Origin of the sequence: Nannocystis bainbridge (assembly GCF_028368995.1) — a bacterium.
Classification (GTDB): Bacteria; Myxococcota_A; Polyangia; order Nannocystales; family Nannocystaceae; genus Nannocystis; species Nannocystis bainbridge.
Genome location: NZ_JAQNDL010000003.1, coordinates 2757679 through 2782349 on the forward strand (window position 1 = coordinate 2757679; position 24671 = coordinate 2782349).

General features: G+C 71.2%; 19 protein-coding genes. 12 read left to right on the forward strand and 7 right to left on the reverse strand.

Features of this window, described 5'->3' with window-relative positions; genetic code table 11:
• Nucleotides 1–8 precede the first annotated feature (8 nt).
• Nucleotides 9–914: a hypothetical protein gene (locus POL25_RS36180; RefSeq protein ID WP_272090915.1), complete on the reverse strand. Its 906-nt coding sequence runs from the start codon at nucleotides 912–914 to the stop codon at nucleotides 9–11.
• Nucleotides 915–1043: 129 nt separating this feature from the next.
• Here POL25_RS36180 and hemE point away from each other — a divergent pair, with 129 nt between their 5' ends.
• The 6 genes from hemE (at nucleotide 1044) to POL25_RS36210 (ending at nucleotide 7495) form a co-directional block, all read left to right on the forward strand.
• Entirely contained in the window at nucleotides 1044–2060 is a 1017-nt protein-coding gene (gene hemE, locus POL25_RS36185) for a uroporphyrinogen decarboxylase (protein WP_272090916.1), read from the forward strand.
• Nucleotides 2057–2605, forward strand: coding sequence for a TlpA family protein disulfide reductase (locus POL25_RS36190; RefSeq protein WP_272090917.1), 549 nt, complete (start codon nucleotides 2057–2059; stop codon nucleotides 2603–2605). The genes hemE and POL25_RS36190 overlap by 4 nt, the downstream gene beginning before the upstream one ends.
• 278 nt (nucleotides 2606–2883) lie before the next feature.
• Nucleotides 2884–3459: a hypoxanthine phosphoribosyltransferase gene (gene hpt / locus POL25_RS36195; RefSeq protein ID WP_272090918.1), complete on the forward strand. Its 576-nt coding sequence runs from the start codon at nucleotides 2884–2886 to the stop codon at nucleotides 3457–3459.
• A 13-nt stretch (nucleotides 3460–3472) separates the two neighbouring features.
• Nucleotides 3473–4552, forward strand: coding sequence for an adenosine deaminase (gene add, locus POL25_RS36200; RefSeq protein WP_272090919.1), 1080 nt, complete (start codon nucleotides 3473–3475; stop codon nucleotides 4550–4552).
• Between the two features lie 168 nt (nucleotides 4553–4720).
• Nucleotides 4721–6184 (forward strand): receptor L domain-containing protein, encoded by a 1464-nt coding sequence (locus POL25_RS36205; protein WP_272090920.1) that lies wholly within the window; start codon nucleotides 4721–4723, stop codon nucleotides 6182–6184.
• Between the two features lie 315 nt (nucleotides 6185–6499).
• A complete protein-coding gene (locus POL25_RS36210; protein WP_272090921.1) occupies nucleotides 6500–7495 on the forward strand; it encodes a leucine-rich repeat domain-containing protein in 996 nt (331 codons plus the stop codon).
• Between the two features lie 51 nt (nucleotides 7496–7546).
• Here the strand turns inward: POL25_RS36210 and POL25_RS36215 are convergent, their stop codons facing one another.
• A complete protein-coding gene (locus tag POL25_RS36215; protein ID WP_272090922.1) occupies nucleotides 7547–8101 on the reverse strand; it encodes a hypothetical protein in 555 nt (184 codons plus the stop codon).
• Nucleotides 8102–8287: 186 nt separating this feature from the next.
• Here POL25_RS36215 and POL25_RS36220 point away from each other — a divergent pair, with 186 nt between their 5' ends.
• Nucleotides 8288–9529 (forward strand): nucleotidyl cyclase domain-containing protein, encoded by a 1242-nt coding sequence (locus POL25_RS36220; protein WP_272090923.1) that lies wholly within the window; start codon nucleotides 8288–8290, stop codon nucleotides 9527–9529.
• Nucleotides 9530–9909: 380 nt separating this feature from the next.
• Nucleotides 9910–10767, forward strand: a complete 858-nt coding sequence (locus POL25_RS36225; RefSeq protein WP_272090924.1) for a hypothetical protein — start codon at nucleotides 9910–9912, stop codon at nucleotides 10765–10767.
• Between the two features lie 263 nt (nucleotides 10768–11030).
• Here the strand turns inward: POL25_RS36225 and POL25_RS36230 are convergent, their stop codons facing one another.
• The 5 genes from POL25_RS36230 to POL25_RS36250 form a co-directional block, all read right to left on the reverse strand.
• Nucleotides 11031–12440, reverse strand: a complete 1410-nt coding sequence (locus tag POL25_RS36230; RefSeq protein ID WP_272090925.1) for a ferritin-like domain-containing protein — start codon at nucleotides 12438–12440, stop codon at nucleotides 11031–11033.
• 314 nt (nucleotides 12441–12754) lie between these two features.
• On the reverse strand, nucleotides 12755–13810 hold the full coding sequence (locus POL25_RS36235; RefSeq protein WP_272090926.1) for a DNA-methyltransferase: 1056 nt from the start codon (nucleotides 13808–13810) through the stop codon (nucleotides 12755–12757).
• Nucleotides 13807–14421, reverse strand: coding sequence for an L-threonylcarbamoyladenylate synthase (locus POL25_RS36240; RefSeq protein ID WP_272090927.1), 615 nt, complete (start codon nucleotides 14419–14421; stop codon nucleotides 13807–13809). The genes POL25_RS36235 and POL25_RS36240 overlap by 4 nt, the downstream gene beginning before the upstream one ends.
• A 33-nt stretch (nucleotides 14422–14454) precedes the next feature.
• Nucleotides 14455–15489, reverse strand: coding sequence for a class II fructose-bisphosphate aldolase (gene fbaA, locus POL25_RS36245; protein ID WP_272090928.1), 1035 nt, complete (start codon nucleotides 15487–15489; stop codon nucleotides 14455–14457).
• 108 nt (nucleotides 15490–15597) lie between these two features.
• The gene (locus POL25_RS36250; protein ID WP_272090929.1) at nucleotides 15598–16971 is read right to left on the reverse strand and encodes an ArnT family glycosyltransferase; all 1374 of its coding nucleotides are present in this window, start codon (nucleotides 16969–16971) and stop codon (nucleotides 15598–15600) included.
• 632 nt (nucleotides 16972–17603) lie between these two features.
• Between POL25_RS36250 and POL25_RS36255 the strand changes: the two genes are divergently transcribed.
• The 4 genes from POL25_RS36255 (at nucleotide 17604) to POL25_RS36270 (ending at nucleotide 24581) form a co-directional block, all read left to right on the forward strand.
• Nucleotides 17604–19037, forward strand: coding sequence for an aminopeptidase P family protein (locus tag POL25_RS36255; protein WP_272090930.1), 1434 nt, complete (start codon nucleotides 17604–17606; stop codon nucleotides 19035–19037).
• A 208-nt stretch (nucleotides 19038–19245) separates the two neighbouring features.
• Nucleotides 19246–20736, forward strand: coding sequence for an Ig domain-containing protein (locus POL25_RS36260; RefSeq protein WP_272090931.1), 1491 nt, complete (start codon nucleotides 19246–19248; stop codon nucleotides 20734–20736).
• A 90-nt stretch (nucleotides 20737–20826) separates the two neighbouring features.
• Nucleotides 20827–23445 carry a methyltransferase domain-containing protein gene (locus tag POL25_RS36265; protein WP_272090932.1) on the forward strand — a complete coding sequence of 873 codons (2619 nt, stop codon included), beginning with the start codon at nucleotides 20827–20829 and terminating at the stop codon, nucleotides 23443–23445.
• Nucleotides 23442–24581 (forward strand): FAD:protein FMN transferase, encoded by a 1140-nt coding sequence (locus tag POL25_RS36270; RefSeq protein ID WP_272090933.1) that lies wholly within the window; start codon nucleotides 23442–23444, stop codon nucleotides 24579–24581. The genes POL25_RS36265 and POL25_RS36270 overlap by 4 nt, the downstream gene beginning before the upstream one ends.
• Nucleotides 24582–24671: the final 90 nt, after the last annotated feature.

Below are 24671 nucleotides of genomic sequence, written 5' to 3' on the forward strand. Positions count from 1 at the left end.
ACGCCCGCTCAGCAGTTGGGGCAGATGCAGATCAGGTCGGCCTCGCCGTTGCCTTCGCCGCACAGCCCGAACGGCTGCTCGCACGCCTCGCTGGCGCAGTCGCAGCTGGCCTTGTCGCCGCACTCGGTCGGCAGCGGCAGGCACGTATGCTCGTTCATGAACGCCTGGAACTGCACACACATCAGCGAATCGGGGCACGACTTGCAGTCCGGCACCTTGTCGCACGACACCGCCGGCACGCAGGCGCCGCTCCAGCACGCCCCGTCGATCCCCGGCAGCGTCCCGGGCGGGCACTCGGGCGGCAGCGAGTCGCACGCGACCTCGCTGCTGCAGTCGACCTTCTCGGTCGTGCACTGGCCGAGCACGCACTTCGCCTCGTCGATGCCGATCTGCTGGCACTGCGTCTCGTCGCACAGCGCCTTGCAGATCGGGTCGGTCTGGTCGTTGGGGATGCCGTAGCACGAGCAGCAGTCGTCGTGCAGCTTGCAGTCCGCGTCGACCTCGCACGGCCCACCGCCCGGGCCGCCGGTCGTGCCGTCGGTCGTGCCGTCGGTCGTGCCTTCGGTCGTGCCGTCGGTCGTCCCCGCGGTATCCGTCCCCGCGGTATCCGTCCCCGCCGTCGTCTCGCTGCTCGTCCCGTCCGTGCTCGGGCCGGTGGCCGCCGTCGTCTGGCTCTCGCCGGTCGTGCCCGAGGCCGCGGTCGTGCCCCCGGGGTCGCCCGTCGGCTCGAACTCCGTGGTCGGCGAGTCGGTGCTCGCGGTCGTCACCTGCGTCGCCGCCGACGACTGCGCCCCGGTCGATTCGCCGCTGTCGCTCGCGCTCGCGGTGCCGAGGGTCTCGCTGCTCTGGGGAGCGGCCGTCGAACAGGCGCCGAGGCCGATGCTGGAGATCAAGAAGAGAGATCTAAGTCGCATGGGCCGAAGGATGGCAAACAGGCCGCGGGCGCGCCAGGGGGCGCAAGGCCGCCCTCGACGCCGCGTGTGCGTCCGCGCCCCGCCCGCGAGGGCCCCGCGCCGCTCGGGGTGCGCTATCGTGCCCCCGACATGCTCAACGACAGCTTCCTCCGCGCCTGCCGCGGCGAACGCCCCGCGCGGACCCCGATCTGGCTCATGAGACAGGCAGGTCGCTACCTCCCGGAGTACCGCGCGATCCGGGCCAAGGTCAGCTTCGAGGAGCTGTGCCGGACCCCCGAGCTGTGCGCCGAGGTCACGCTGCAGCCGATCGATCGCCTCGACGTCGACGCCGCGATCCTGTTCTCCGACATCCTCGTCGTGTTCGACGCGCTCGGCGTCGACGTGCGCTTCGAGCCCTCGCCGGTGATCGCCGAGCCCGTGCGCACGCGGGCCGACGTCGAGCGCCTGCGGTGGATCGACCCGCGCGAGGCCTGCCACTACGTCTACGCCGCCGTGCGCGCCTGCAAGGCCGCGCTCGCCGGCCGCGTGCCGCTGATCGGCTTCTGCGGCGCGCCCTTCACCACCCTCAGCTACCTCGTCGAGGGCAAGACCAGCCGCGAGTTCGAACATGTCAAATCGCTCATGTTCTGCGAGCCAGGTCTCTTCGGACAGCTGATGGGGCGCATCACCGACCTGCTGATCGACTACCTGCGTGGTCAGGTCGAGGCCGGCGTCGACGCGCTGCAGGTGTTCGACAGCTGGGCCGGCGCGCTCGCGCCTGACGACTACCGCGAGCACGTCCAGCCGCACACCGCCCGCCTGTGCGCCGCCGTGCGCGAGTTCGGCGTGCCGCTCATCATGTTCACCCGCGGCAACGCCAACCTGCTCGCCTACTCGGCCGAGATGCCGGCCGACGTCGTCGGCGTCGACTGGTCGATCGACCTCGCCCGGGCGATCGACGTCGTCGGCCCCGAGCGGGTCGTGCAGGGCAACCTCGACCCGTTCGCGCTGCTCGGCCCGCCGGCCCTCGTCGAGCACAAGGCGCGGGCGATCGTCGCCGCCGGCAAGCGCGCGCGCGCCCACATCTTCAACCTCGGCCACGGCATCTCTCGCCACACCGACCCGGCCATCGCGCGCCTCCTGGTCGACACGGTCCACGACGCATGAGCCTCTCGTCGCGCGTGCTCCTGCTCGCGGCGGTCGCGGCCGCTGCGTGCACGCGCCCGCAGACCGGCCCGCCGCCCGAGCCTCCGCCACCCGACGCGCCCGTCCAGCCCACGCAGGCGATCCGCCACGCCGCCGGCGAGGTCCTCGACGTCACCGTCCCGCTGCTCGCCGGCCCTGCGCTGCCGCTGCCGAGCCTGCGCGGCCGCGTCGTCGTCCTCGAGCTCACCTCCGCCGCGCTGCCCTCGTGGCCGGCCAGCTTCGCCGCCTACAACGACCTCCTGCGCGAGTACGGCCCCGCCCGCCTCGCCGTCGTCGTCGTCGCCCTCGACTTCGACCGCAGCGCCCTCAGCCCCGAGCCCGACCTCCGCCTCCACGGCTTCGAGCTCGGCTGGGACCCGCAGGGCGCCCTCGCGGCCCGCCTGCAGCTCGGCGCGCTGCCCACCGCGCTGGTGCTCGGCCGCGACGGACGGATCGTCCACGTCGCCAGCGGCCCGGAGCCCTCGCGCACCCTCGCCGACGCCGTGCGCGCCGCCTTGGGCCCGTGAGGCTCGCAGAGCGGCATGTCCCAAAGGACAGCCGTGAGCGCGCCGAGATCTTGCAGCCGCAGCGATCGCGTCGGTCGACGATCGTCTGGGGTGACACAGGAGCGGGCAGCAGCCGCGCGGGCCGTCGATCTCGAAGTCCACGCCGCCCTGTCGACCCGGCATCGGCCATCGCGGGCCCTCGGCGCCGCTCGCCCGGGCCGATGACCCCCGCGGTTCACGCTCGCGCTGCGTGCTGACGCGCGCCGGGCGCTCGTGTATCCTCGCGCGCACCAGCGCGCATGACACACACGACCTCGGACACCTGGCAGGGCGGCCTCACCGCGGACCTCTCGAAGATCCTCCTGAGCGAGCAGCAGATCCAGGAGCGGGTCGCCCAGCTCGGGCGCACGCTTGCGAGCGAGTACGCCGGCAAGGACCCGCTGATGGTCGGCATCCTCAGCGGCAGCCTGCTGTTCATGGCCGACCTCGTGCGGCACATGAACATCCCGCTGTCGATCGACTTCATGGCCGTCTCGTCCTACGGCGATCGCACCACCTCCTCGGGCGAGGTGCGGATCTTGAAGGACCTCGGCAGCGCGGCCACCGGGCGCCACATCGTCCTCGTCGAGGACATCGTCGACAGCGGCCTGACCCTCGATTATCTGTGCGACATCCTGCGCACGCGCCACCCGGCCTCGCTCGAGATCTGCACCCTGCTCGACAAGCACGAGGCCCGCAAGCGGCCGCTCCAGGTCCGCCACGTCGGCTTCCCGTGCCCCAACGAGTTCGTGGTCGGCTACGGCCTCGACTACGCCGGCCACTACCGCAACCTCCCGTACATCGGCGTGCTCAAGCCCGCGATCTACACCACCTGACCCAAAGGCCAGCATGCCCGCCACTCTGACGCTGGAGCAGATCCAGCGCCTGCCGAAGACCGACCTGCACGTCCACCTCGACGGCTCGATGCGGCTCGGCACGATCCTCGAGCTCGCGCGCGAGCGCGGCGTCAAGCTGCCGGCCGACACCCCCGAGGGGCTCGGCGCCGCCATGAACCTCGGGCAGAACGCCGGCAGCCTGGTCGCTTACCTCAAGGCGTTCGACGTCACCCTGCAGGTGCTGCAGGACGAGGAGGCCCTCTACCGCGCCGCCTTCGAGCTCGCGGCCGACGCCGCCGCCGAGAACGTGCGCTACATGGAGGTCCGCTACTCGCCGATGCTGCACACCCGGCGCAAGCTCGGCCTCACCCGCGTGGTCGAGACCGTGCTGCGCGGCCTGCACGACGCCCAGCAGGCCCACAACATCGAGAGCAACTTGATCTTGTGCGGGATCCGCAACATCTCGCCCGAATCGTCGCTGCGGATGGCCGAGCTCGTGGTCGCCTACAAGAACCGCGGCGTCGTCGGTTTCGACCTCGCCGGCGCCGAGTACGACTACCCGCCCAAGGATCACCAGGAGGCCTTCAGCCTCGTCCGCCAGAACAATATCAACGTCACGATCCACGCCGGCGAGGCCTACGGTCCGGCCTCGATCGCGCAGGCGCTGCACGTGTGCGGCGCCCACCGGATCGGCCACGGCTGTCGCTTGCGCGAGGACGGCGACCTGCTCCGCTACGTAGTCGACCACCGGATCCCGCTCGAGTGTTGCCCGTCGTCGAACGTGCAGACCGGCGCCGTCAGCAGCATCGCCGAGCACCCGCTGCGCCTCTACTTCGACCTCGGCGCGCGCATCACCGTCAACACCGACAACCGCCTTATCACCGACACCACCGTCTCGCGCGAGCTCCACCTGCTCCACACCGAGCTCGACTTCGACTTCGCCGCCCTCCGCCAGGTCATCCTCAACGGCTTCAAGAGCGCCTTCTTGCCGTATCACGAGAAGCGCAGGTTCATGCGCGCCACCGTGGCCGAGCTCGACGCGTTCGCGCGCGAGCACGACCTCGGCGAGACCGAGCCCGCCGACCCGGGCTGACCGCGAGGCAGTCGACCGCTGGCTCGGCTTCGCCGGATCGGCGGGCGCGCCCGGGACCTGCGCCCGCGCTCCACGCGGCCGATCGACGGCGGTCGGCGGGCCGGGGCCTGTTCCCCTCGCGCGGCGGTGGTTCTGGCCAGCCGACGCCGATGCAGGCATCCTCGGAGGATGGCGAGGCAGCGCGACTGGATTGGCTCGGTCATCCTCCTGTTCGGCTGCCAGGACCCGATCGGCATGGACGACACGGGGACTGGCGCGACCGATGCGACCACCACGACGAGCATGCCCGGCCCCGGCTCGGAGTCGGCCTCGCAGACCAGCGTCACCGCATCGGAGACCGATCCACCGACGGGCACCGGACCTACGACCTCGGAGCTGCCCGGCACCACGATCGGCCCCTCGACCAGCACCGGCGAGGACACGAGCACGAGCACCGGTGGGCCGATCGCTTGCGACGAGCTCCTCGTCTTCGAGGGCCCGCTCGAGATCTTCGACGACACCGATCCGGCCAGCCTGGAATGCATCGTCGAGATCACCGGCGACCTGCTGATTCGGAACACCACGTCGCTGGTCTCCTTCGAGTCGCTGGGGAACCTGCAGCGGGTCGGCGGCAAGGTCCGGATCGAGAACAACGCCACGCTCGCGTCCCTCGACGGCCTCGCTAGCCTGCAGGTCGTCGAGGGCAAGAACACGACCCCGTTCATGTACATCTTCGACAACCCTTCGCTCACCGACATCAGCGACCTGCAGGCGCTGCGGCACGTCGGGCTGGTGAGCATCGCCGGGTGCGACGCGCTCACCGACCTCACGGGCCTCGCCGGGATCGTCGAGCCCGGCTGGAGCCTCCACCTCGGCGGCAACGCCGAGCTGAGCTCGCTCGCCAGCCTCGCAGGGATCACCGGCTTCAGCGGCAGCCTGGAGATCGGCTTCAACCCGAAGCTCGCCGACCTCGGCCCGCTCGCCGACATCCTCGCGCCGAACATGGCGCGGCTCAGCATCAGCGGCCTCCCGCTGCTCCCGGATCTCCAGGGGCTCGAGTCGGTCGAGACGCTCGGCTCGCTCGAGATCCGGGACAACCCCGGCCTCGTCGACCTCTCGGGCCTGGACGGTCTCTCGTCCGTGAGCGCCGACGCGTGGCTGGTCGGCAACGCCAAGCTCGCCAGCCTCGACGGGCTCCAGGCGCTCACGGAGGTCGGCGGCCTGCAGATCGAGGGCCACCCGCAGCTGGCGTCCCTCGACGGGCTCCAGGCGCTCGCACAGGCCGCCCGCCTGCGGCTCGAGGACAACCCGAAGCTGACCAGCCTCACGGCGCTGGAGAGCCTGAACAGCATCAGCGAGCACCTCGAGATCGGCTACTGCGACGCGATGGGCAACGACGCCCTGATCGACCTGCACGGCCTCGAGAACCTCACCACCCTCGGCGGCCTGAGCCTCTACCAAAACGACGCCCTGCAGTCGATCGGCGCGCTCCCGCAGGGCATCGGGCTCGAGTTCCTGTGGGCGTTCAACAACCCGATGCTGCCGACTCCCATGCTGGAGGACTACGCCGCGGAGACCATGTCCGACCCATCCTTCTCCCTGTGCAACAACGGCGGCGCGCCGGCGGCCTGCTTCTGCGTCATCCCCCCGTGACGGCCGCGCTGGGCCGAGCCGCACCCGACGCAGAGCGCTCCGACCCCGGCATCGCACTCGCCTTCACCGCATCCCCGCCCCGCGTCAGGTCCGCCGTACACGAGGAGCGCCGGTGCGTGCGCGCCACCGTGACCGAGCTCGACGCGTTCGCTCGCGACGACCCTCTCGGTGAGACCGAGCCCGCCGGCCTGCGACGGGTCGACCGCGAGACCCTTCGCACTCGCGCTCGCGCGTGCCGGTCTGCGGGCCCGCGGCGGCATCCGCCCCCCCCGACGCCGCTGGCCTCCCACGCGCCGATGCACCATCCTCGAGCGAATGGCGACCCCGCGCGCGCTCCTTGGTTTGGGACTGTTTTTGTTCGGCTGCCAGAACCCCGGCGGCGAGACGGGCACCGGAGACACGGACGCCACGACTTCGACCTCGACGGTCCCCGGCACCGAGTCGGGCTCGCAGACCGGCGCCTCCGCGTCGGAGACCAGCGCTCCGACCAGCAGCACTTCGACCAGCGAAGACCCGACCCCCACGAGCGGCGAGGTCTCGACCACCCTGGTCTCGACCACCGTCGACACCTCCACCACCTTCGCCTCCACCACCGACGACACCTCCACCACCGAGCCGGGCACCACCGGCACCATGATGGGCTGTGACGAGCCGGTCGTGTTCGAGGGCACCCTCACCATCACCGAGGCCACCGATTTGGCCGGCCTCGAGTGCATCGTCGAGATCACCGGCGACCTGCATGTCCAACACACCCTGACGCTGGCCTCGTTCGCCGAGCTGGGCAACTTGAAGCTCGTCGGCGGTTTGATCGTGTTCGAGTCGAACGCCCTGCTCCCCAACCTCGACGGCCTCAAGAGCCTGGAGAGAGCCCAGGGGCTGATCTTGATCAACAACCCGCAGCTCACCAGCTTCGACGGGCTGGAGTCGCTGACGCAGCTCGGCAACCTGAAACTCGAGTCCAACCATGCGCTGACGAACGTCAAGGCGCTGACCAACCTCGAGATCCTCGAGAGCCTCGAGGTCGGCGTATGCGGGGGTGATGGCAACGACGCGCTGGTCGATCTCCAGGGCCTCGAGAACCTCACCGCGCTCGACTCCTTGACCTTCGACAGCAACGACGGCCTGAAGTCGATCGACGCCCTGCCGCACGACATCGGCCTCACCTGGCTCGCGGCCCACAACAACCCGCAGCTGCCGGCGGCGATGCTCGAGGCGTACCTCGCGGAGACCATGCTGGACCCGGAGGATCAGCTCTGCGGCAACGCCGACATGCCGCCGCCGGGCCTGTGCGGCTGCACCATCCCGCCGTGAGCCGCGCGCGGGCGACGGACGCGAGGCTTCCCCGCGTCCGCGTCCCCCGAATCACGGCACCTGCACGTATACGTAGTCGTGCCCCGGATGGTCGGCGTCGCTGCCGGCCGCCTGATGGCAGGTGACGCACACGCTCATCGCCGGTCCGGCGTCGCCGAGGCCGTCGGCCACGATCCCGTCGGCGTCGTGAGGCGCCGGATGATCGGACGGTACCTCCTCATACCAGTACCAGCTGCCGCCGTCGGTCCCTGGTTTCACGTGGCGGTAGACCGCGTAGCCGATGATCGCGGCCCCGTCGGCGTCGTACAGCTCCTTCACCGCCGCCGACCCGACCGGGTACTCGCCGTCGCCGTGCATCGCCAGCGCGTCGTTGCTGCAGATCCGCTGCTTTCCGTGCGGCGACACCCCGATCGTCGCGTCGTGGGCGCTGGCCTCGCAGGCCGCCCATTGTTTGTAGTGGCCCTCCGCCAACCATTCGCGCATCGCCACCTTCCCGCTGGTCGGCGGCACCTGGGCCGTGTCGTCGGGGCTGTCGGTCGTGCTGCTGCCGTCGTCGCCGCAGCCGGCGAGCAGCGCGAAGGCGATGAGACATGTCCAGATCTTCATGAAGTCCTCCTGTCGAGATTGCCGCGCGACCTCCGGGTCGCCGAGCACCAACGGGGAGCCGCGCCTGGTGTTACGCGAATTCTCCGGCGCCAGAAGAAATCACGGCCGGATGCGCCGGCGCGACCGCGCCCCCTTCGAGCGCTTGTCAACCTCGCGCCGCCTTGCTAACCCACCAGGCGGTCCGCCTTGGTCACCCCGATCGCCCGCTACGCGCCTGCCCTCTTCGACCTCGCCCAGGACATCGTCGGCGGCCTCCCGCTGCGCCTGCTCGAGCAGTGGTGGGCCAGCGAGCAGACCGAGGCCGACGCGCTGCGCCTGCTCGCCGCCTGCAGGGTCACCGGCTACAACGTCGTCTCCGACGCCGCCGGCCTGACGCGCCTGACCGCCGAGCGCGGGTTGATGGAGATCCTCGCCATCATCGATCAGCCCAAGGCGATCGTCCACGATCACGGACTCGCGCTCGGCGGCGAGAGCGTCGGGATCTGGGCCGCCGACAACACCCAGATGTTCTACCCCGCCGCGCTCGCGCCCGAGCGCCTGCTCGCCTCGCTGCTCGCCGTGCAGGACCAGGTCGCCCGCCGCTGCGCCATCAAGATCGGCCTCGCCGCCCACTTCGGCGAGTTCTACGGCGCCGGCGGCGGCCTGTACGGCGACGCCTCCGACGCGATCGAGGCGTTCGCCGAGGACCACGTCGCCGGCGGCGAGATCGTCGTCAGCCAGGCCGTCGTCGCTCGCCTGCCGCCCGCGCACGGCTTCACCCTCGCGCCCATCGGCGACACCGCCGCGCTCGAGCGGCTGTGGCGCGTCGTCGACGGTCCGCGCCTGTCCCTCGAGACAGCAACGACTCGGCGCTACCCGATCCCCTACTCGGACGCTTTTTATGCCGACCTCGTGCGCTTCGAGGGTCGCCTCGGCGATCCGGAGCTCGCGCGCGAGATGACCGCCAAGTACACCCGGCACAAGGTCGTGGTCCTGATCGAGCGTCACGCCCAGGACGCCGAGAGCCAGGCGATCGCGCTGTTCACCAACCTCTCGCTGTCGGCGCGGATGAAGGACGTCGGCCTGCGTCACCTCGACGGCGACCACGGGGCCGAGGTCAAGGTCAGCGGGCCGCTCGGGATCTACACCTTCGACGATCCGGCGCGCGCCCTGGCGTTCGCCCGCGGCTTCCGCGGCGAGCTCGCGGACGCCGGCATCGATTGCCGGATCGGCGTCGACCAGGGCCCCGTGCTGGTGTTCGACCTCGCCGGCGGCGGCAAGGACATCGCCGGCATGCCGGTCAACATCGCCTCGAAAATGGCCCAGGACTGCGGCGAGTGGGGCAAGCTGTACCTCAGCGATCGCGTGCACGCCGGCCTCGAAGTCCCCGAGTTCCGCGAGCGCCGCTTCACCGTCTCGGGCCTGCAGCTGCGCGCCTTCGAGGGCTGACGGGCCGCGCCGCGCGGTCGCCGATCTCACCCGCCTGCTCGGCGACGCCGACCCCCCCGTCCGCCGCCAGGCCGCGCTCGCGCTCGGCAATTGCGGCGCCGCTGCGTAATGTGCAGTGCCCGCATTGACCGACCTCGCCGCCGATCTCGATCCGCAAGGCCGACGAAGCGGTCGCCAAAACCGCAGCGTCACAACTGTCACGATAGCGGTCACCACAATCGCCGCGGCCGTGCGCAGCGTGCTCCCCGCCACGCCGCAGACCCGCCTCAAACAGCCCTATTCTCCGGATTTGCGGCCTTCCAGCGCCGACGTCCGATCGCGGTCCGATGGGCCGAAGCGGGTCCGATCGAACAATCCAAGCCCATGCTATTCAATATTCCATGTTCATCTCGACACGTATTCACCTCTGCATCGTCGCCTCGACGCTCCTGGCGTGCACGTTCCAGAGCAAGCTCTACGACAGCGCGAGCGACCCTGCGAGCTCCGACACCGAAGGCGAGTCCTCGCAATCGCCGGGCGGCTCCGACGGCGAGAGCACCTATCAAGGTACCACCGACGAACCGGCCGCGACGGAGCCCGAGCCGGCCACGGCCACGTCGTGGGTCGGGACCACCGACGCGGGCTGGACCTCCACCACCGACCCGACTTGGACCTCCACCACCGGCTTCTCGACCGACAGCCACGGCGAGACCACCGCCGCCGTGACCACCGAATGGGAGACCGGCACCACCGGCGTCTCCTCCTCGTACACCACCTCAGCGCCGGAGGAGCCCGTGCCGTGCGAGGGCGAGGCCGAGCCGATCGACGCCGAGGTGCTGGCCTACCTCGAGTCGCAGATCGCCGCCGACCCGGACAGCGCCGGCACCACCGGCGAGGACGACGACCCGAACCTGCTTTACGTCCGCTTCTCGAGCGAGACCCACAGTTGCGCCGACCCACACGACCGCATCGGCTGCGGCCAACAATGGGAGCTGTCTGTGCGGATCCCCAGCGCCTTCCAGGCCCCGGGCCTCTATGCCCTCTCGTGGCCCGGCGTGTACGCCTTCGGCCTCGAGACCGACACTGACCAGGGCGGCGACAACTGTAGCAGCGGCGGCAGCGAGGCCAAGGGCACGCTCGAGATCATCGCCATCGACGGGGACAAGGTCGTCGGCCGCCTGTGCCACGTGAAGTGGTCGGGCTTCGGCAATGACTTCGCGCTCGACGGCAAGTTCATCGCCCCGCGCTGCCCCGAGTGAGACGCGGCGACCTGCGGGCACGCGATCCTGTGATTCGCGTGTCCGCGCCGATGGCCGTGTGGGCATCCAGACCGCGCAAGATCTGGCGTTGGTGGCTCTCGAAGAGGCGCGGCGCTCCACGGCAGCGAATCACGGCACGCTCGTCAGGCCGTGGGCCTCGCCTGCCGGTCCCGGGACGGTGAGGCCGTGGCCATCGAGCGCAGCTGCTCGCCAGGTGTTGACGCTGCGCGTCAACGAGCAGCGGCTCTGACGTGAGCGCGGCTTCAGGCCGCCGCTGCTGCTGCCTGATCGGCGCGGCCGAGCAGCGCGTCTGCGGCCGGACCGATCACCCCGATCAGCGCGTCGCGGCACAGCGTCACCTGCTCGTCGGGCATCAGCCGCCCGTGCGCGCGCAGCAGCTCCGGATCGGCGTCTGCCGGCCACGGGCGGACGCCGACCGGCTCGCGCAGGGCCGCGGCGAACGCCTCGCGCACCGCCTCGCGCACCGCGGGCGAGCGGCCGAGGGCCCACTGCACGAACCGCCAGGCCAGCTGCGAGTGGCGGCCCTCGTCGACGGCGATCTGCCGCAGCACGCTGCGGACCACGTAGTCGCTGGTCTGGAACGCGGCGACCTGGGCCAGCAGGGCCGCCAGCGTCTCGCCGACGCAGCCCTCGCGCACCGCCGCGGCGGCCAGCGCCGGCAGGTCGCTGTCGCCGAGCGCATCGGACATGTCCAAACGGCCAGGTCCCATCGGGCTGCCCGCGTACGCGCCCGCCAGCGCGTAGCAGGCGCGCGCGTGTGCGATCTCGTCGGCCATCGCCCGCTGCGCCCCGTCGACCAGCGACGCCGGCGCGCCGATGGCCAGCAGCTGCAGCGCGAAGCGGGCGAACGAGGCCACCGACGCGTGCTCCTCGGCCGCCGTCGCGCCCCACAGCTCGGCCAGCGCGGCGCGGGTCGGCTCGTCGAGGCCCGTGAGCGACGGCAAGATCTGACCCTGCCAGTCGCTGCGGCGCAGGCTCGGCGCCACCCGGCCCGCGCCCTCGACCATGAACGGCCGGCCCTCGCACACCATCCCGTCGCCGTGGGCGACGAAGTAGCAGCACTGGTCCGGAGCGGCCGGCATCGGGTCCGGCCCGCACTGCACGGTCAGATCGGTGTAACTGCAGAACGGGTCGCCGGTGGCCGCCGCGTTGGCCCAGCTCTGGCTGCACGCCTCGTCGCAGGCGGCGCAGTCGGCCAGGCCGTCGGGCACCGGGAAGCACACGTACTTCTGCATCAGCCCCGGCGGCGGCGGCTCGCACGTGAACTCGCCCGGCTCGTCGGTGGTCCCGGGCTCGCCCGTCGTCGTCGTCGTGCTCGTCGTCGTGCCGCTGGTCTCGCCGGTCGTGCTGGTGGTCTCCTCGCCGGTGATCGTGTTCGGCGTCGTCGTCGTGCCCGGCGCGGTCGTGGCCTCGCTCGTCGAGGTCGTCACGCCCTCCGTGGTGGCCGTCAATTCGCCCGGGTCATCGGTCGTGCCGGTGAGCGGCCCCGACGTCACTGCGCCGGTGGTCGAAGTGGTCGAGCTGGTCGAGGTCGATTCGGGTTCGGTCCCCGCGTTCGTCTCGCTGCTCGCGCCCCCGCAGGCGGCCACCAGCCCCAGCGCCGCCATCAGCTCGACATAGAAGGCGCGGGTCACGGCAAAGTGGGAGCGCATGCGGGAAACCTAGCCAAGCCCTGCCGGGCACGCCACCGGGCTCATGCGATTCGCGCCACCACCCGCGCCCCGTGTTCGCCCGCCCTCCGTCGATCACATCCGGTGCCGTGAAGCAGGCCCACGAAATGCGGCGCTCGTCACCAGTTCGCGCAGTTGCGCGCACCTGTCCCTTCGGACATCCGAGTGGGCCCGATCGCAACGCTCGCATGGGTAAAAGCAACGTGTTTCAACCGACCTCGTCGGCAGTCGCCGGGGCCGGCACCCACGTTCGCGGGCCCGATCTCTCCGGCACCTCGCTCGTCGCCGCCAGCGAGCTACGCGGTCGCGTCCGTCGTCTCGCACGCGGACGGCGTCGCGTCCGGCGCTCGGATAGCTCTCGTCGCTGCGCTCGCGTCACTCGCCTCGTCCGTCGCGGATGTCGCGGCCGTCACATCCGTCGCGGCGATCGTCTCCGTCGTGGCGAGCACCTCCGTCGCGGCGATCGTCTCCGTCATCGCCTCGCTCGCGACGCCGGACCCGATCGTCTCGAACGTCGGCGCAGCGAACGCCAGGCGACGGCGCATCACCTCGATCGCCTCCGGGTTCTGGTCGACCAGCACCACGTCGCGACCGTGGCGCAGCGCCGCCTCGCCGAAGCTGCCGCTGCCGGCGAAGAAATCGAGCAGCAGCTCGCCCGGGCGCGAGTGCACCTGGACGATGCGCTCGAGGATCTTGAGCGGCTTCTGCGTCGGATAGCCCGTCTTCTCGCGGCCTTGCGGGCTGACGATGGTCTGCCACCACACGTCGGTCGGCGTCTTGCCGCGGGCCGCCTTCTCCGGCCCGACCAGGCCCGGGGCCATGTACGGGATGCGGTCGATCGCCTCGTACTCGAACGTGTAGCGCGCGGGATCGCGGGCGTACCACAGGATGTTGTCGTGCTTGGCCGACCAGCGGGACTTCGAGCGGCCGCCGTAGTCGTACGACCACACGATCTCGTTCATGAAGCACTCGCGGCCGAAGATCTGGTCGCAGGCGATCTTCGCGTAGTGGACCTCGCGATAGTCGAGGTGGAGGAAGAAGCTGCCGTCGGCCGTCAGCAGCCGGTGCGCCTGCTCGAGGCGGGGCCACAGGAACTCGAGGTAGTCGTCGAACACGTCGGCGTAGCGGCGCTCGCCGAGCTTGATCGTGCGGTAGCGCTGGCCCTTGAAGCCGGTGCGGTCACCCTCGGCGTCGCGCACCGTCTTGAGCTGCGCCCGCCGCTGGGTCTGGCCGGTGTTGAACGGCGGGTCGATGTAGATCAACGAGAACCCGCCCGCGGGCAGGTCCGGCAGCACTTCCATGTTGTCCGCGAGCACGACCCGCGCGCGCGGTCGCGCCGCCGCGTCGCTCACGGACGGAAGTCCCCTTTGCCCTCGCGCAGCACCTCGATGTCGTCGCCGATCATGCGCAACACCGTCGACGGGTCGGGCCACTGGGGGCCGACGTCGACCGCCACCGCGATTTCGCGGGAGTAGCGGTTCTCGAGCTCCTCCGCGTCCTCGAGCTCGGGCGCGGTGTTCTCGCCCGGCGTCACCGAGCCGTTCAGCAGCGGCTCGCCGAGCTCGCCGATCAGCATGCGGCACACCAGGTGGTCGGGCACGCGCAGGCCGACCTCGTGGTGGCGGTTGTGCATGCTCTTCGGCACCTCCGACGTCGCCTGCAGCACCAGCGTGTACGGCCCCGGCAGCAGGCGGCGGACCAGGCGGAAGTGCGAGTTGCCGAGCACGCCGAAGCGGCCGACATCGGCCAGCCCGGACACGATCATCGTCAGCGGCTTGTGCGAGCGCTCGTCGAGCCCCTTGAGCCGGCGGATCGCCGCGATGCCCTTCACGCTCGACATGGCGCAGCCGAACGCGTACCCCGTGTCGGTCGGGTACACGATCACTTGCCCCTTCTTCAGGGCATCGACCGCGGGCTGCAGCTTGCGCGGGTTTGGGCGCTCGGCGTCGACATGTACCCGCATCGTTCGGTCCTGCAGCTCCTCGGTGGTGGAGGTCTAGCGCCCAAACAGCGACGTGCCAGTCGAGCGGAGATCCGCGCACGCCTGCTTGATGCGCGCCTGCATGCTCTTCTCGGCCGCCTTGAGGTACGAGCGCGGGTCGTAGTGCTTCTTGTTGCCGACCTCGCCGTCGATCTTGAGCACGCCGTCGTAGTTCTTCAGCATGTGGTCGGCGATGGGCCGGGTATAGGTGTACTGGGTGTCGGTGTCGATGTTCATCTTGACGACGCCGTACTCGAGGGTCTCGTGGATCTCGCTGAGCTCGCTGCCGGAGCCGCCGTGGAACACGAGGTCGAAGCGGGCCGCCTCGCCGAATTCGCGCGCCACCGCCCCCTGACCGTCCCGAAGGATAGTCGGCTTGAGCTTGACGTTGCCCGGCTTGTACACGCCGTGGACGTTGCCGAAGGTGGCGGCGAACATATAGCGGCCGCCCTTGACCTCGCGCAGCGCCCGCGCCACCGCGACCATGTCTTCGGGGGTGGTGTAGAGCTTCTCCGCCGGCGCGTGCTCGTTGTTGACCCCGTCCTCTTCGCCGCCGACCACACCGGCCTCGACCTCGAGGATGACGTCGAGCTCGGCGCACTCCTGCAGCAGCCCGTGCGCGACCTTCATGTTCTCGCCGAGCGGCAGCTCCGAGCCGTCGAACATGTGCGACGAGAACAGGTTGGGCAGCCCGGCCGCGCGCCGGCGGCGGGTCTCGGCCAGCAGCGGGCGCAGGAACTTGTCGACCTTGTCGGCCGGGCAGTGGTCGGTGTGGATCGCCACGTAGTGCGGGTGACGCTCGGCGACCCGGTGGATGAATTCGGCCAGCGCGATGGCGCCGAAGGCCATGTCCTTGACGCCCTGCCCCGACGCGAACTCGCCGCCGCCGGTGCTCACCTGCAGGATGCCGTCGCTCTTGGCCTCGCTGAACGCCGCCAGCGCGGCGTTGATCGTGCTCGACGAGGTGATGTTGATCGCCGGATAGGCGAATTTGTTCGCCCTGGCGTTGTCGAGCATGCGGCAGTAGGTGGCGTAGTCGGCGACGGGCATGGTTCCTCCGGGCGTGGCGCGGCCAAGGGGTAACACACTCTCGCGCCGCGGCACCGCGAAAACCGCCGCCGCCGCTCGCCCGCGCCCGTGAGCGGGCCTTCGCCCCCCTTACGTTGCCGCCCTGGCCGAACGTCGGGCACGCCACGCTCGCCACGCCGGCAGCGCCACCGCGACCGCGTAGAGCGCGAGGATGATCGACACCGGGTCGTACGGCGTGCGCAGACGCGGGTCGCCGAAGAAGATCGCCGCGATGATCATCGCCCCTACCAGGCAAGCCGCCAGCACCGCCAGCGCCGGGTCGCGCCGGATCCCCCGCAGCGCCAGCCCGATCCCCACCAGCGACGGCAGCAGCACCACCGTGTTGAAGAAGTAGCGGTACACCTCCGCCACCACCAGCGTGCGCGCGTGGCCCTTGCTGGTCTCGGGCCACTGCCCGGCGATGAACCACTGCAGCATCATGTTGACGAAGCTGTAGCGGGCCTGCTCGAGCACCCCGGTGGCCGCGTAGCACTTGCGCTGGATCTCGCGGTGCACGAACGGGTCGCCGATGTAGCCGACGAAGCGGATGCTGTCGCCGCCGAGCGCCGGTCGCAGCGCCAGCGGCGACCACTCGGGGACCCAGTTCTTGAGCGTGCGGAAGCCCGGCAGCGTCACGCGACGGCCATTGCTCTGGTCGTCCTTGCGGTCCGCGGCCTTCTTCTCCTTCTCGGTGCGATACGCCTGGGTGTTGATGTTGTGGCATCGCCCGGCGGTGAGGTTCATGTTGGCGTTCTCGGCGATCCCGCCCCAATAGCCGGTGTGATAGTGGAAGCGCCACAGGCTGAAGCCGAGCGCCAGCACCAGCGGCGTGCCGACGCCGACCAGGTGGTGCCAGCGGACGTGCTTCAGCCGCCGCGCGTTGACCAGCCACACCAGCAGCACGAACACGTAGAACACCGCCGCTTGCGGCCGCAGCATGAACGCCAGCGCCGAGGCCACCCCCGCCGGCCAGGCGCGCTTCCCCTCCTGGAAGCACACCACCAGCCAGTACAGCGACAGCAGCTGGAAGCACAAAAACGGCGTCTCCGACAGGAAGAAGCCGGTCGTCGAGAGGTTGGGGAACCACAGCAGCGCCGCGATCCCGGCCGTGCGTGCCTGCCAGCGCTCGCGCAGCACCCGGCACGCCAGCAGGTACGCCAGCGGCACCGACACCGCCCCGAGCAGCCCCCACAGCAGCGCCCCCGAGACCATCGGCGCCGCGGTGCCGAACAGCCGCAGCGGCGCCGCCAGCAGCATGTGCGTCCCGTACGCCTGCCACGCCAGCGTCCGCGTCGGCGCCGGGATGCCCTTGTCCGCCAGCGCTACGGCTCGCTCCATGTACAGCCGCATGTCGCTGTACAGGTAATTCCCCGGCGGATGCACCCACAGCACCCAGACCAGGCGCGACAGCAGCGCCAGGCCGAACAAGATCCACAACAGACGCCGCTCCGGGGGTTGGCCCACGCGCGCGAGGGTACTGGCCGGCGGGGCCCACGGGAAGAGGCCGACGGACGATGCCTGAATCCGCGCGACGATGACGAGACTTATCTCATGACATCGCAGTCCTAGCATTGGGGGAACGCGGCCCCGCGCGCTGCAGAGCATTGCCGGCGCGGCCACGGCACCAACCGCAGTTGGCAGCACCACATTGGAGTTGCGCCCGATCCTCACAATGGTCAGACGGGCGAAACTCCTTGAAGCCGGGATCGCCGGGTGCTTTTATGAAGACATCGCAGCAAGCGAATCATAGCAGCGCCGCATTCGTGCAATCTCGGATCACAAGAGCCTCTCGCCCCGCGATTCGGGCGCGGCCGATCGCTCGCAGTTCCGCCGCCCGCTGTCGCCACGGACCCCGATTCACCTGAGCGACGCAGACCAGGCTTCGCCCGCTATGGTCGCTCACCATCACCCCACATTTTTTAAAATACCGCGACTACGTTTGCACAAACCTCGCAGCAGCCGTCGCCTCGGCGATTCACTGCGGTGACGATCGTCCTGCAGCCTGCCGACCTCTCGGTCGGCCCGCCGATCGTTCGAGCGCACCTCGCGCGGCGCCCCACTTCATCAACCCTTTCCGCCTGAGGTAAGCTCCCCGCATGTCCGTCCTCGTCCCGCCGCAGCCGGCCGCCGTCTACGTCTCGCGGCGTGCACGACTCTCTCGCGCCCTCGCCGGCGAGCCCGCGATCTTCTTCGCCGGCGATCTCGTGCCGCGCAACTACGCCGCCAACATCTACCCGTACCGCGCGCACAGCCACTTCCTCTACTTCACCGGCGTGCACTGGCCGGGCGCGGTGCTGCTCGGCAGCGGCGACGGCTGGGAGATCTTCGCCGCGCCGCCGGCGCCCGACGATCCGCTGTGGATCGGTCCGAGCGCGACCTGGGACGACCTGCAGGCGGCCACCGGGGTGCGAAAGATCCGCCCGCTGAGCGAGCTGCGGACCGCCCTCGACGGCCTCCGCGGCGTCGCCACCCTGCCGGCGATCCATCCGCGCACGCGGGCGCGGCAGGCCTCGCTGCTCGGGCGGCCGTGGGGCGCGCACGACGAGTCCGAGGCGGGCGCCGTGGCGCTCGCGGGCAAGGACGCCGAGCTCGCCGACGCGGTGATCTCGTTGCGCCTGCAACACGACGGGCCGGCGCTCGAGCTGCTGCGGCAGTCCGCGGAGGCGGCGCGCGCGGGGCACCTCGCCGGCATGGCGGCCACCCGACCTGGGCGGCGCGAGGCCGACGTGCGGGCGGCGATCGAGGCCGAGTTCGCGGCCCGCGGCATGAGCCCGGCGTACGGCAGCATCGTCACCGTGCACGGCGAGGTCCTGCACAACGAGCACAGTCATCACCCGCTGAAGGCCGGCGATCTCCTGCTGGCCGACTGCGGCGCCGACTGCCACGGCTGGGCCAGCGACGTGACGCGGACCTGGCCGGTCTCGGGCGCGTGGAGTCCGACCCAGCGGGCGCTCTACGACGTGGTGCTGCAGGCCAACCTCGACGCGACGGCGATGGTGCGTCCGGGGGTCCGGTACCGCGACATCCACCTGCGCGCCGCGCTGACGCTGGCCCGCGGCCTGGTCGACCTGGGGATCTTCCACGGCGACCCGGAGGGTTTGGTCGAGCGGGGCGCGCACGCCCTGTTCTTCCCGCACGGCGTCGGGCATCTCCTCGGGCTCGACGTGCACGACATGGAAGATCTCGGCGACCGCGCCGGCTACGCCGCCGGTCGAGCCCGGAGCAGCCAGTTCGGCACCTGCTACCTCCGCCTCGACCGCGACCTGGCGCCCGGCATGCTCGTCACCATCGAACCGGGGTTCTACCTGGTCCCGGCGATCCTCGACGACAAGGCCCTCTGCGCCCCGTTCGAGGCCGATCTGGACCGCCAGCGTCTGGCCGCCTACGCCGACGTCCGCGGGATCCGGATCGAGGACGACGTCCTGTGCACCGAGGCCGGCCCGGACGTCCTCACGGCCGCCATCCCCCGCGACGCCGACGCCGTCGCGACCCTCGTAGGCGCCGCCGGAGCGTCCCGGGACGCCGCCTGAAATGCCGCCCCGGGCCGCTGCTCGGCCGTACGGCCGCGAATCGGCCCCGCCGCGCGCCCTCGCCCCCCGGCGGTCGCCCCCTTGCTGCCGGGCCCGCCGGAGGAGGCTGGGGAGGATGCGCGGTTTGTTTGCCCTGGCGCGTAGTCAGCGCTAACTCCTCGTGTTACTTTGCCCCGGCGCCCCTCGCAGGCGCCCCTAGGAGTCGACGATGCACCTCCGCCCCCTCGTCCTTACCACCGCCTTCGTCACCAGCGCTCTCGTCGGTTGTTCGCGCGAAGAGTTCGCCCCCTGGGGTTTTGCCGAGGACGTCTCGCTCGAGTGTTCGAGCCCGGCGCGCGGTCAGGTCGGAGTCCCGTACTCCTACACGCCCACCGTGGTGACCGGCGTCTCGCCCTTCGAGTTCTCGGTCGACCCGACCACGCCGCTGCCGGCGGGCCTGTCGATCGACGCGGCCACCGGCGCCATCACGGGCACCCCGACGGCCGAGGGCACCTTCCCGCTCAAGGTCGTCGTCGTCGACAGCCGCGAGGCCCGGTCGGTCGTCACCTGCGGCGACATCATCATCGACGCCGGCGCCGGCATCGACTGCCGTGACGAGAGCGTCGCCCCCGGCGACATCCCCGACGGCTTCGTCGGCTACGCCTACAACTTCCAGGCCACCGCAATCGGCGGCCGCGAGCCGTACGGCAGCTGGACCGACAACGGCACCCTGCCCGCGGGCCTGACGATCGACGCCGCGACCGGCCTCGTCTCGGGCACCCCCGAGGCCGCCGGCATCTCCAACGTGACGCTCACCGTCACCGACGCCGAGGGCCAGGAGATCGCCAGCGAGTGCGGCGTCCTCGAGATCCGCGACCCGATCCAGGTCGACCCGGAATCGCTGCTGGCCGCCTATCCCGACGGCTGCATCAGCTACGGCGAGGACCTCGACGGCCTGATCGCCAAGGGCATCGTCATCCCGGTCAAGGACGCCACCGCCAACCCGACCTGCGCGCTGGTCGCCGGCCGCGGCAACGGCAGCCGCAACTTCGACGCCGACGCCAACACCCCCGACAGCTTCCCGCCGGGCATCGCCGTCAGCGCCGACACCTGCGAGCTCTCGGGCACCATCGACACCAAGCTCCGCTTCGGCGCCTACGCGTGGATCACCACGATCGAGCAGTCGGGCACCAAGGCGTACCTGCCGTACTGCGCCCCGCAGGACGTCCAGGCCGGCACCGCCTACGGGGTCGAGCGCCAGGACACCGGCACCGACAAGACCCTGGCGCCGGGCCACATCGTGTTCGACGTCGACGGCAGCCCGCTCGAGTTCACCTTCGGCAGCGACGTCCCCGACCCGCAGGTCACGGTCACGTACAACGAGGCCTGCGGCGGCTCCTGCTTCTACGCCTACATCTTCTCGTACAACGCGCTGTCGGCGACCGCCCAGGTCAGCGCCGGCCCGTCGGCCAAGTTCCCGGCGATGGGCTTCGACGGCTTCACGCACGCGATCCGCGTGACCGAGAACGACGAGACCTTCCTGCGCAACTACGGCGAGCGGGCCTTCGTCGCCAACATCAGCTTCGACTACTGCATCGCGCAGAACGAAGACGACTGCGGCAACAACGAGGCCGACCCGGCCGCCAAGGCGGCGCTGATCCGGGCCAACGGCGACGGCAGCAACTACGAGTTCGGGCTGATCGTCCTGCCCAAGAACTGAGCCCCTCGCGGCCGACGCATCCATCCCTTGAGCACACAAGACAGTCGCGGCGGCGGAGCCTCGGGGCTCCGCGACCGAAGGGTCGCCCGGGTGCTCGACCGCGAGATCTCGCCGGTCTGGCACGACCGTTTCGCGCGGCTGATCGTCCGTAACCTGCCCAACCTCCCCGAGGTCCTCGCGCTCGACATCCACTGCGGGACCGGGCGCGGCACGGGCGAGCTGCTGCATCGCCTCGGCGCCGGCGCGAAGATCCTGGCGATCGACCCCGACGAGGGCGCGCTCGAGCTGGCGAAGACGCGGATCCGCGCCGAGTGGAAGAACCGGGTCTACTTCAAGTCCGGCCACTTCGACGACGTCACGGCGATGGCCGACGACAGCTACAACCTCGTCGTCGCCAATCTGGTGCTCGGCGAGTCGGTCGACCTCGAGCCGGCCCTGGGCGAGATGATCCGCGTCGGCAAGATCGGCGGCCGGATCCTCGCCACCGTGCCGCTGCACGGCACCTGGGAAGAGGTCGAGGACATCTTCGCGGAGATCTTGCGCGACGCCGGGATGACGGCGGCGCTGCGCCGCCTGGAGGCGCTGCGAGCGATCCGCCCCACCGGGCCGCAGCTCGGCAAGATGCTGCGCAACCTCGGCGCGGTCGAGGACGACTACGTCATCGAGCACGAGCGCTTCCAGCTGCTGTTCCCGAGCGGCCGTGAGTTCCTGTTCGCGCCGGTGATCGAGCACGGTCCGCTGCAGATGTGGAAGGCCGTGATCGGCAAGGACGGCGCCCCGCAGGAGCTGTTCTGGCGCCTCAAGGAGGCGATCGACACCTACTACGCCGGCCACGTCCTGGCGGTCACGGTGCACGCGGGACTCATCCACGTCGAGGTCGCCAAGGGCACCGCGCGGCCGGGTCCGCGGCTCGCGGCGCGGTTCTGGCGGCACTACCCCGAGCTCGACAAGCTGTGGGGCGGCCTCGCCGTCGGCTACGCCCGCGTCTCCGACCCGATCCTCCCGTTCAGCGACGCCGACGTCAGCGACTTCGACCTCGACATCGACATCGACGAGTCCGACCCGCGGCGGCGCACCGGCGCCATGCGGGCCCTGCGGCAGACCGGCCGTCAGGCGGCCGTCGAGACCCCGTCGCCGGAGGACTTCGGCCTGCGCTTCCGCCCGCGCGACCCGACCGAGGCCTCCGAGATCCGGGCGCTCGACGCCGAGACCTCGGGCCTGCGCGCCCGCGTGCCCGGCTCCGAGGCCTCGGGTCTGCGCGCGCTGTCGCAGCTGCGCGACACCGAGATCTCGGCGGTCCGCCCCGCCAGCTCCTTCCGCCGGATCCCCGTCGCCGCCGACGAGGACGATTTCTCCGAGCTCAACAGCTTCGACACCCGCTCGCACAAGGCTGTCCCGGCGGCCAGGTCGCCCGCGCCCGCCGCCGAGCCCGACGAGGACCTGTCGCGCCTCGCCGAGACCGAGGACGACTTCTCCAACCTCAACGACAGCCCGCTGCTGCCGCGGCGCCCGATCTCCTCGAGCTGGCGCCGCTCCTCCGAGTCGTCCTCCAGCCGCCCCGTCCCCACCGACCTCCGCGGCGACAGCGAGAGCAGCGCCCACCGGGCCCTCGCCGAGCTGTCCCTTCGGCCAGGTGACTCCGCCACCGCCGGCCGGCGCCCGAGCGGCCCGATCCCCGTGGCTCGCCGCGCCGAGGCCTCAGCCAGCCAGGCCCGCCGCCCGACCTCCGGCCCCTCGGCCGAGGCCTCCGGCAGGCGCCCGCTCGGCAACACCGAGTCCTCCGTCTCTAGCCGCTTGCCCGACGCCGCCGAATCCGGCAGGCGCCCGCTCGGCAACACCGAGTCCTCCGTCTCGAGCCGCCTGCCCGACGCCTCCGGCTCCGGCAAGCGCCCCCTCGGTCCCACCGAGACCTCCGTCTCGAGCCGCCTGCCCGACGCCTCCGGTTCCGGCAAGCGCGCCCTCGGTCCCACCGAGACCTCCGTCTCCAGCCGCCTGCCCGACGCCTCGAGCTCCGGCAAGCGCCCCCTCGGCACCACCGAGACCTCTGGCCTGCTCGCCGGCGCCTCCGGTTCCGGCAAGCGCCCGCTCGGTCCCACCGAGACCTCCGTCGCCAGCCGTCTGCCTGACGCCTCCGGCTCCGGCAAGCGCCCCCTCGGCACCACCGAGACCTCCGGCCTGCTCGCTGGCGCCTCCGGCTCCGGCAAGCGACCCCTCGGCACCACCGAGACCTCCGGCGCCAACCTGCTGGCCGACGCTGCCGCTTCCGGCAAGCGCCTGCTCTCCGACTCCGCCTCCGGCAAGCGCCCCTTGCCGGACCTGCGCAAGCCGGAAGCCGAGGCCGCCGATAGCGAGACCAGCGGCTCGCGCCCTGCCGCCCGGCCGACGGCCCCGCCCGAGGCGAGCCGGCCTGCGCTGCCCTCGTTGCGCCTGCCCGACCCCAAGCCGACCAGCGCCAGCTCGAGCGGCAGCATGTTCCGCCCGCCGACCTTCAAGTCGCCGGGCGAGGAGAGCCTGCCGCCGGTCAAGCACGCCTTCCGCCCGCCGGGCCCGGAGAGCGTCGACGAGGAGGAGCCGGAGGAGATCGACGAGCTCGAGCCGGTCGACGAGTTCGAGCCCGACGACGAGCCGGTTTTCGCGGCCCCGCGCCCGCCGCCGCCCAAGGCCCCGCCGCCGCGCCCGCCGAGCCTCAGCCCGGACAAGAAGAAGTGACGCGGCGAGCGCTGGTGGCCCTCGCCGCCCTGCTCGCCTGCGGCCAGCCTCAAGGGACAGGTCCCAACAAACCTGCCCCGAGCGACATGTCCTCAAAGACAGCCCCGGAGCCGGCCCCCGCGCCGGAGCCGGAGCCCGAGCGCGCGGCCCCGCCGGTGCGCAAGGACGGCACGATCTACGCCGAGACCCAGCAGATGGGCACCCGCGTCTCGATCAACGTCCACGTCGGCGAGCGCGCCCCGGCCGAGGCGGGCGCGGCGATCGAGGCCGCGTTCGCGGAGATCGAGCGTGTCGAGCAGATCATGAGCGAGTGGCGGCCGAGCAGCGAGCTGTCACAGCTCAACGACGGCGCCGGCGGCCCGCTGCGCCCGCTGAGCGTCGATCTCTTCGACATCCTGCAGCGCAGCAAAGAGATCGCCCAGGCCACCGGTGGCGCCTTCGATCCGACCTTCTACAGCGTCGGCCAGCTGTGGAAATACGACCCCGGCAGCCGCCCGCCGACGCGCGAGGCGATCCTCGAGAAGCTGCCGCTGGTCGACTGGCGCTCGATCGAGCTCGACCCCGCCACCCGCAGCGGTCGCCTCGCCAAGCCCGGCATGAAGATGGGCCTCGGCGCGATCGCCAAGGGCTACGCGGTCGACCGCGCCTCGACCATCCTGCGCGAGCGCGGCTTCCCCGATCACATCGTCGAGGGCGGCGGCGACACCTTCGTCTCCGGCACCAAGGCCGGCAAGACCTGGATGGTCGGCATCCAGCGCCCCGACGGCCCCGGCTCGATCGCCGCCATCCCGGCCCGCGACCGCGCCGTCGTCACCTCGGGCGACTACCAGCGCTTCATCGAGTTCGAGGGCGTCCGTTACTCGCACATCCTCGACCCGCGCACCGGCTTCCCCGTGCCCGAGGATCGCAGCCTGCAGAGCATCACGATCCTCGCGCCCAACGCCACCGACGGCGACGCCTACGCCACCGCCGTCGCAGTCATGGGCGTCGACGCCGGCCTCGAGTTCATCACCTCGCACCCTGGCCTCGACGCCGCGCTCATCACTCGCACCGGCGAGCTCCGCGTCACGCCCGAGCTGGCGAAGATCCTCGTCTACCCGCAAGACAAGCCCGCTCCGCCGCCGCCGGCCCCGTGATCGCCCGCGCCGGTCATGCCGGCCCGGCGATCTCCCGCGAGCGCCCGCGACTCGTATCGCTGTCATCCTCCGGCTCCGCCCAAAGCCCCG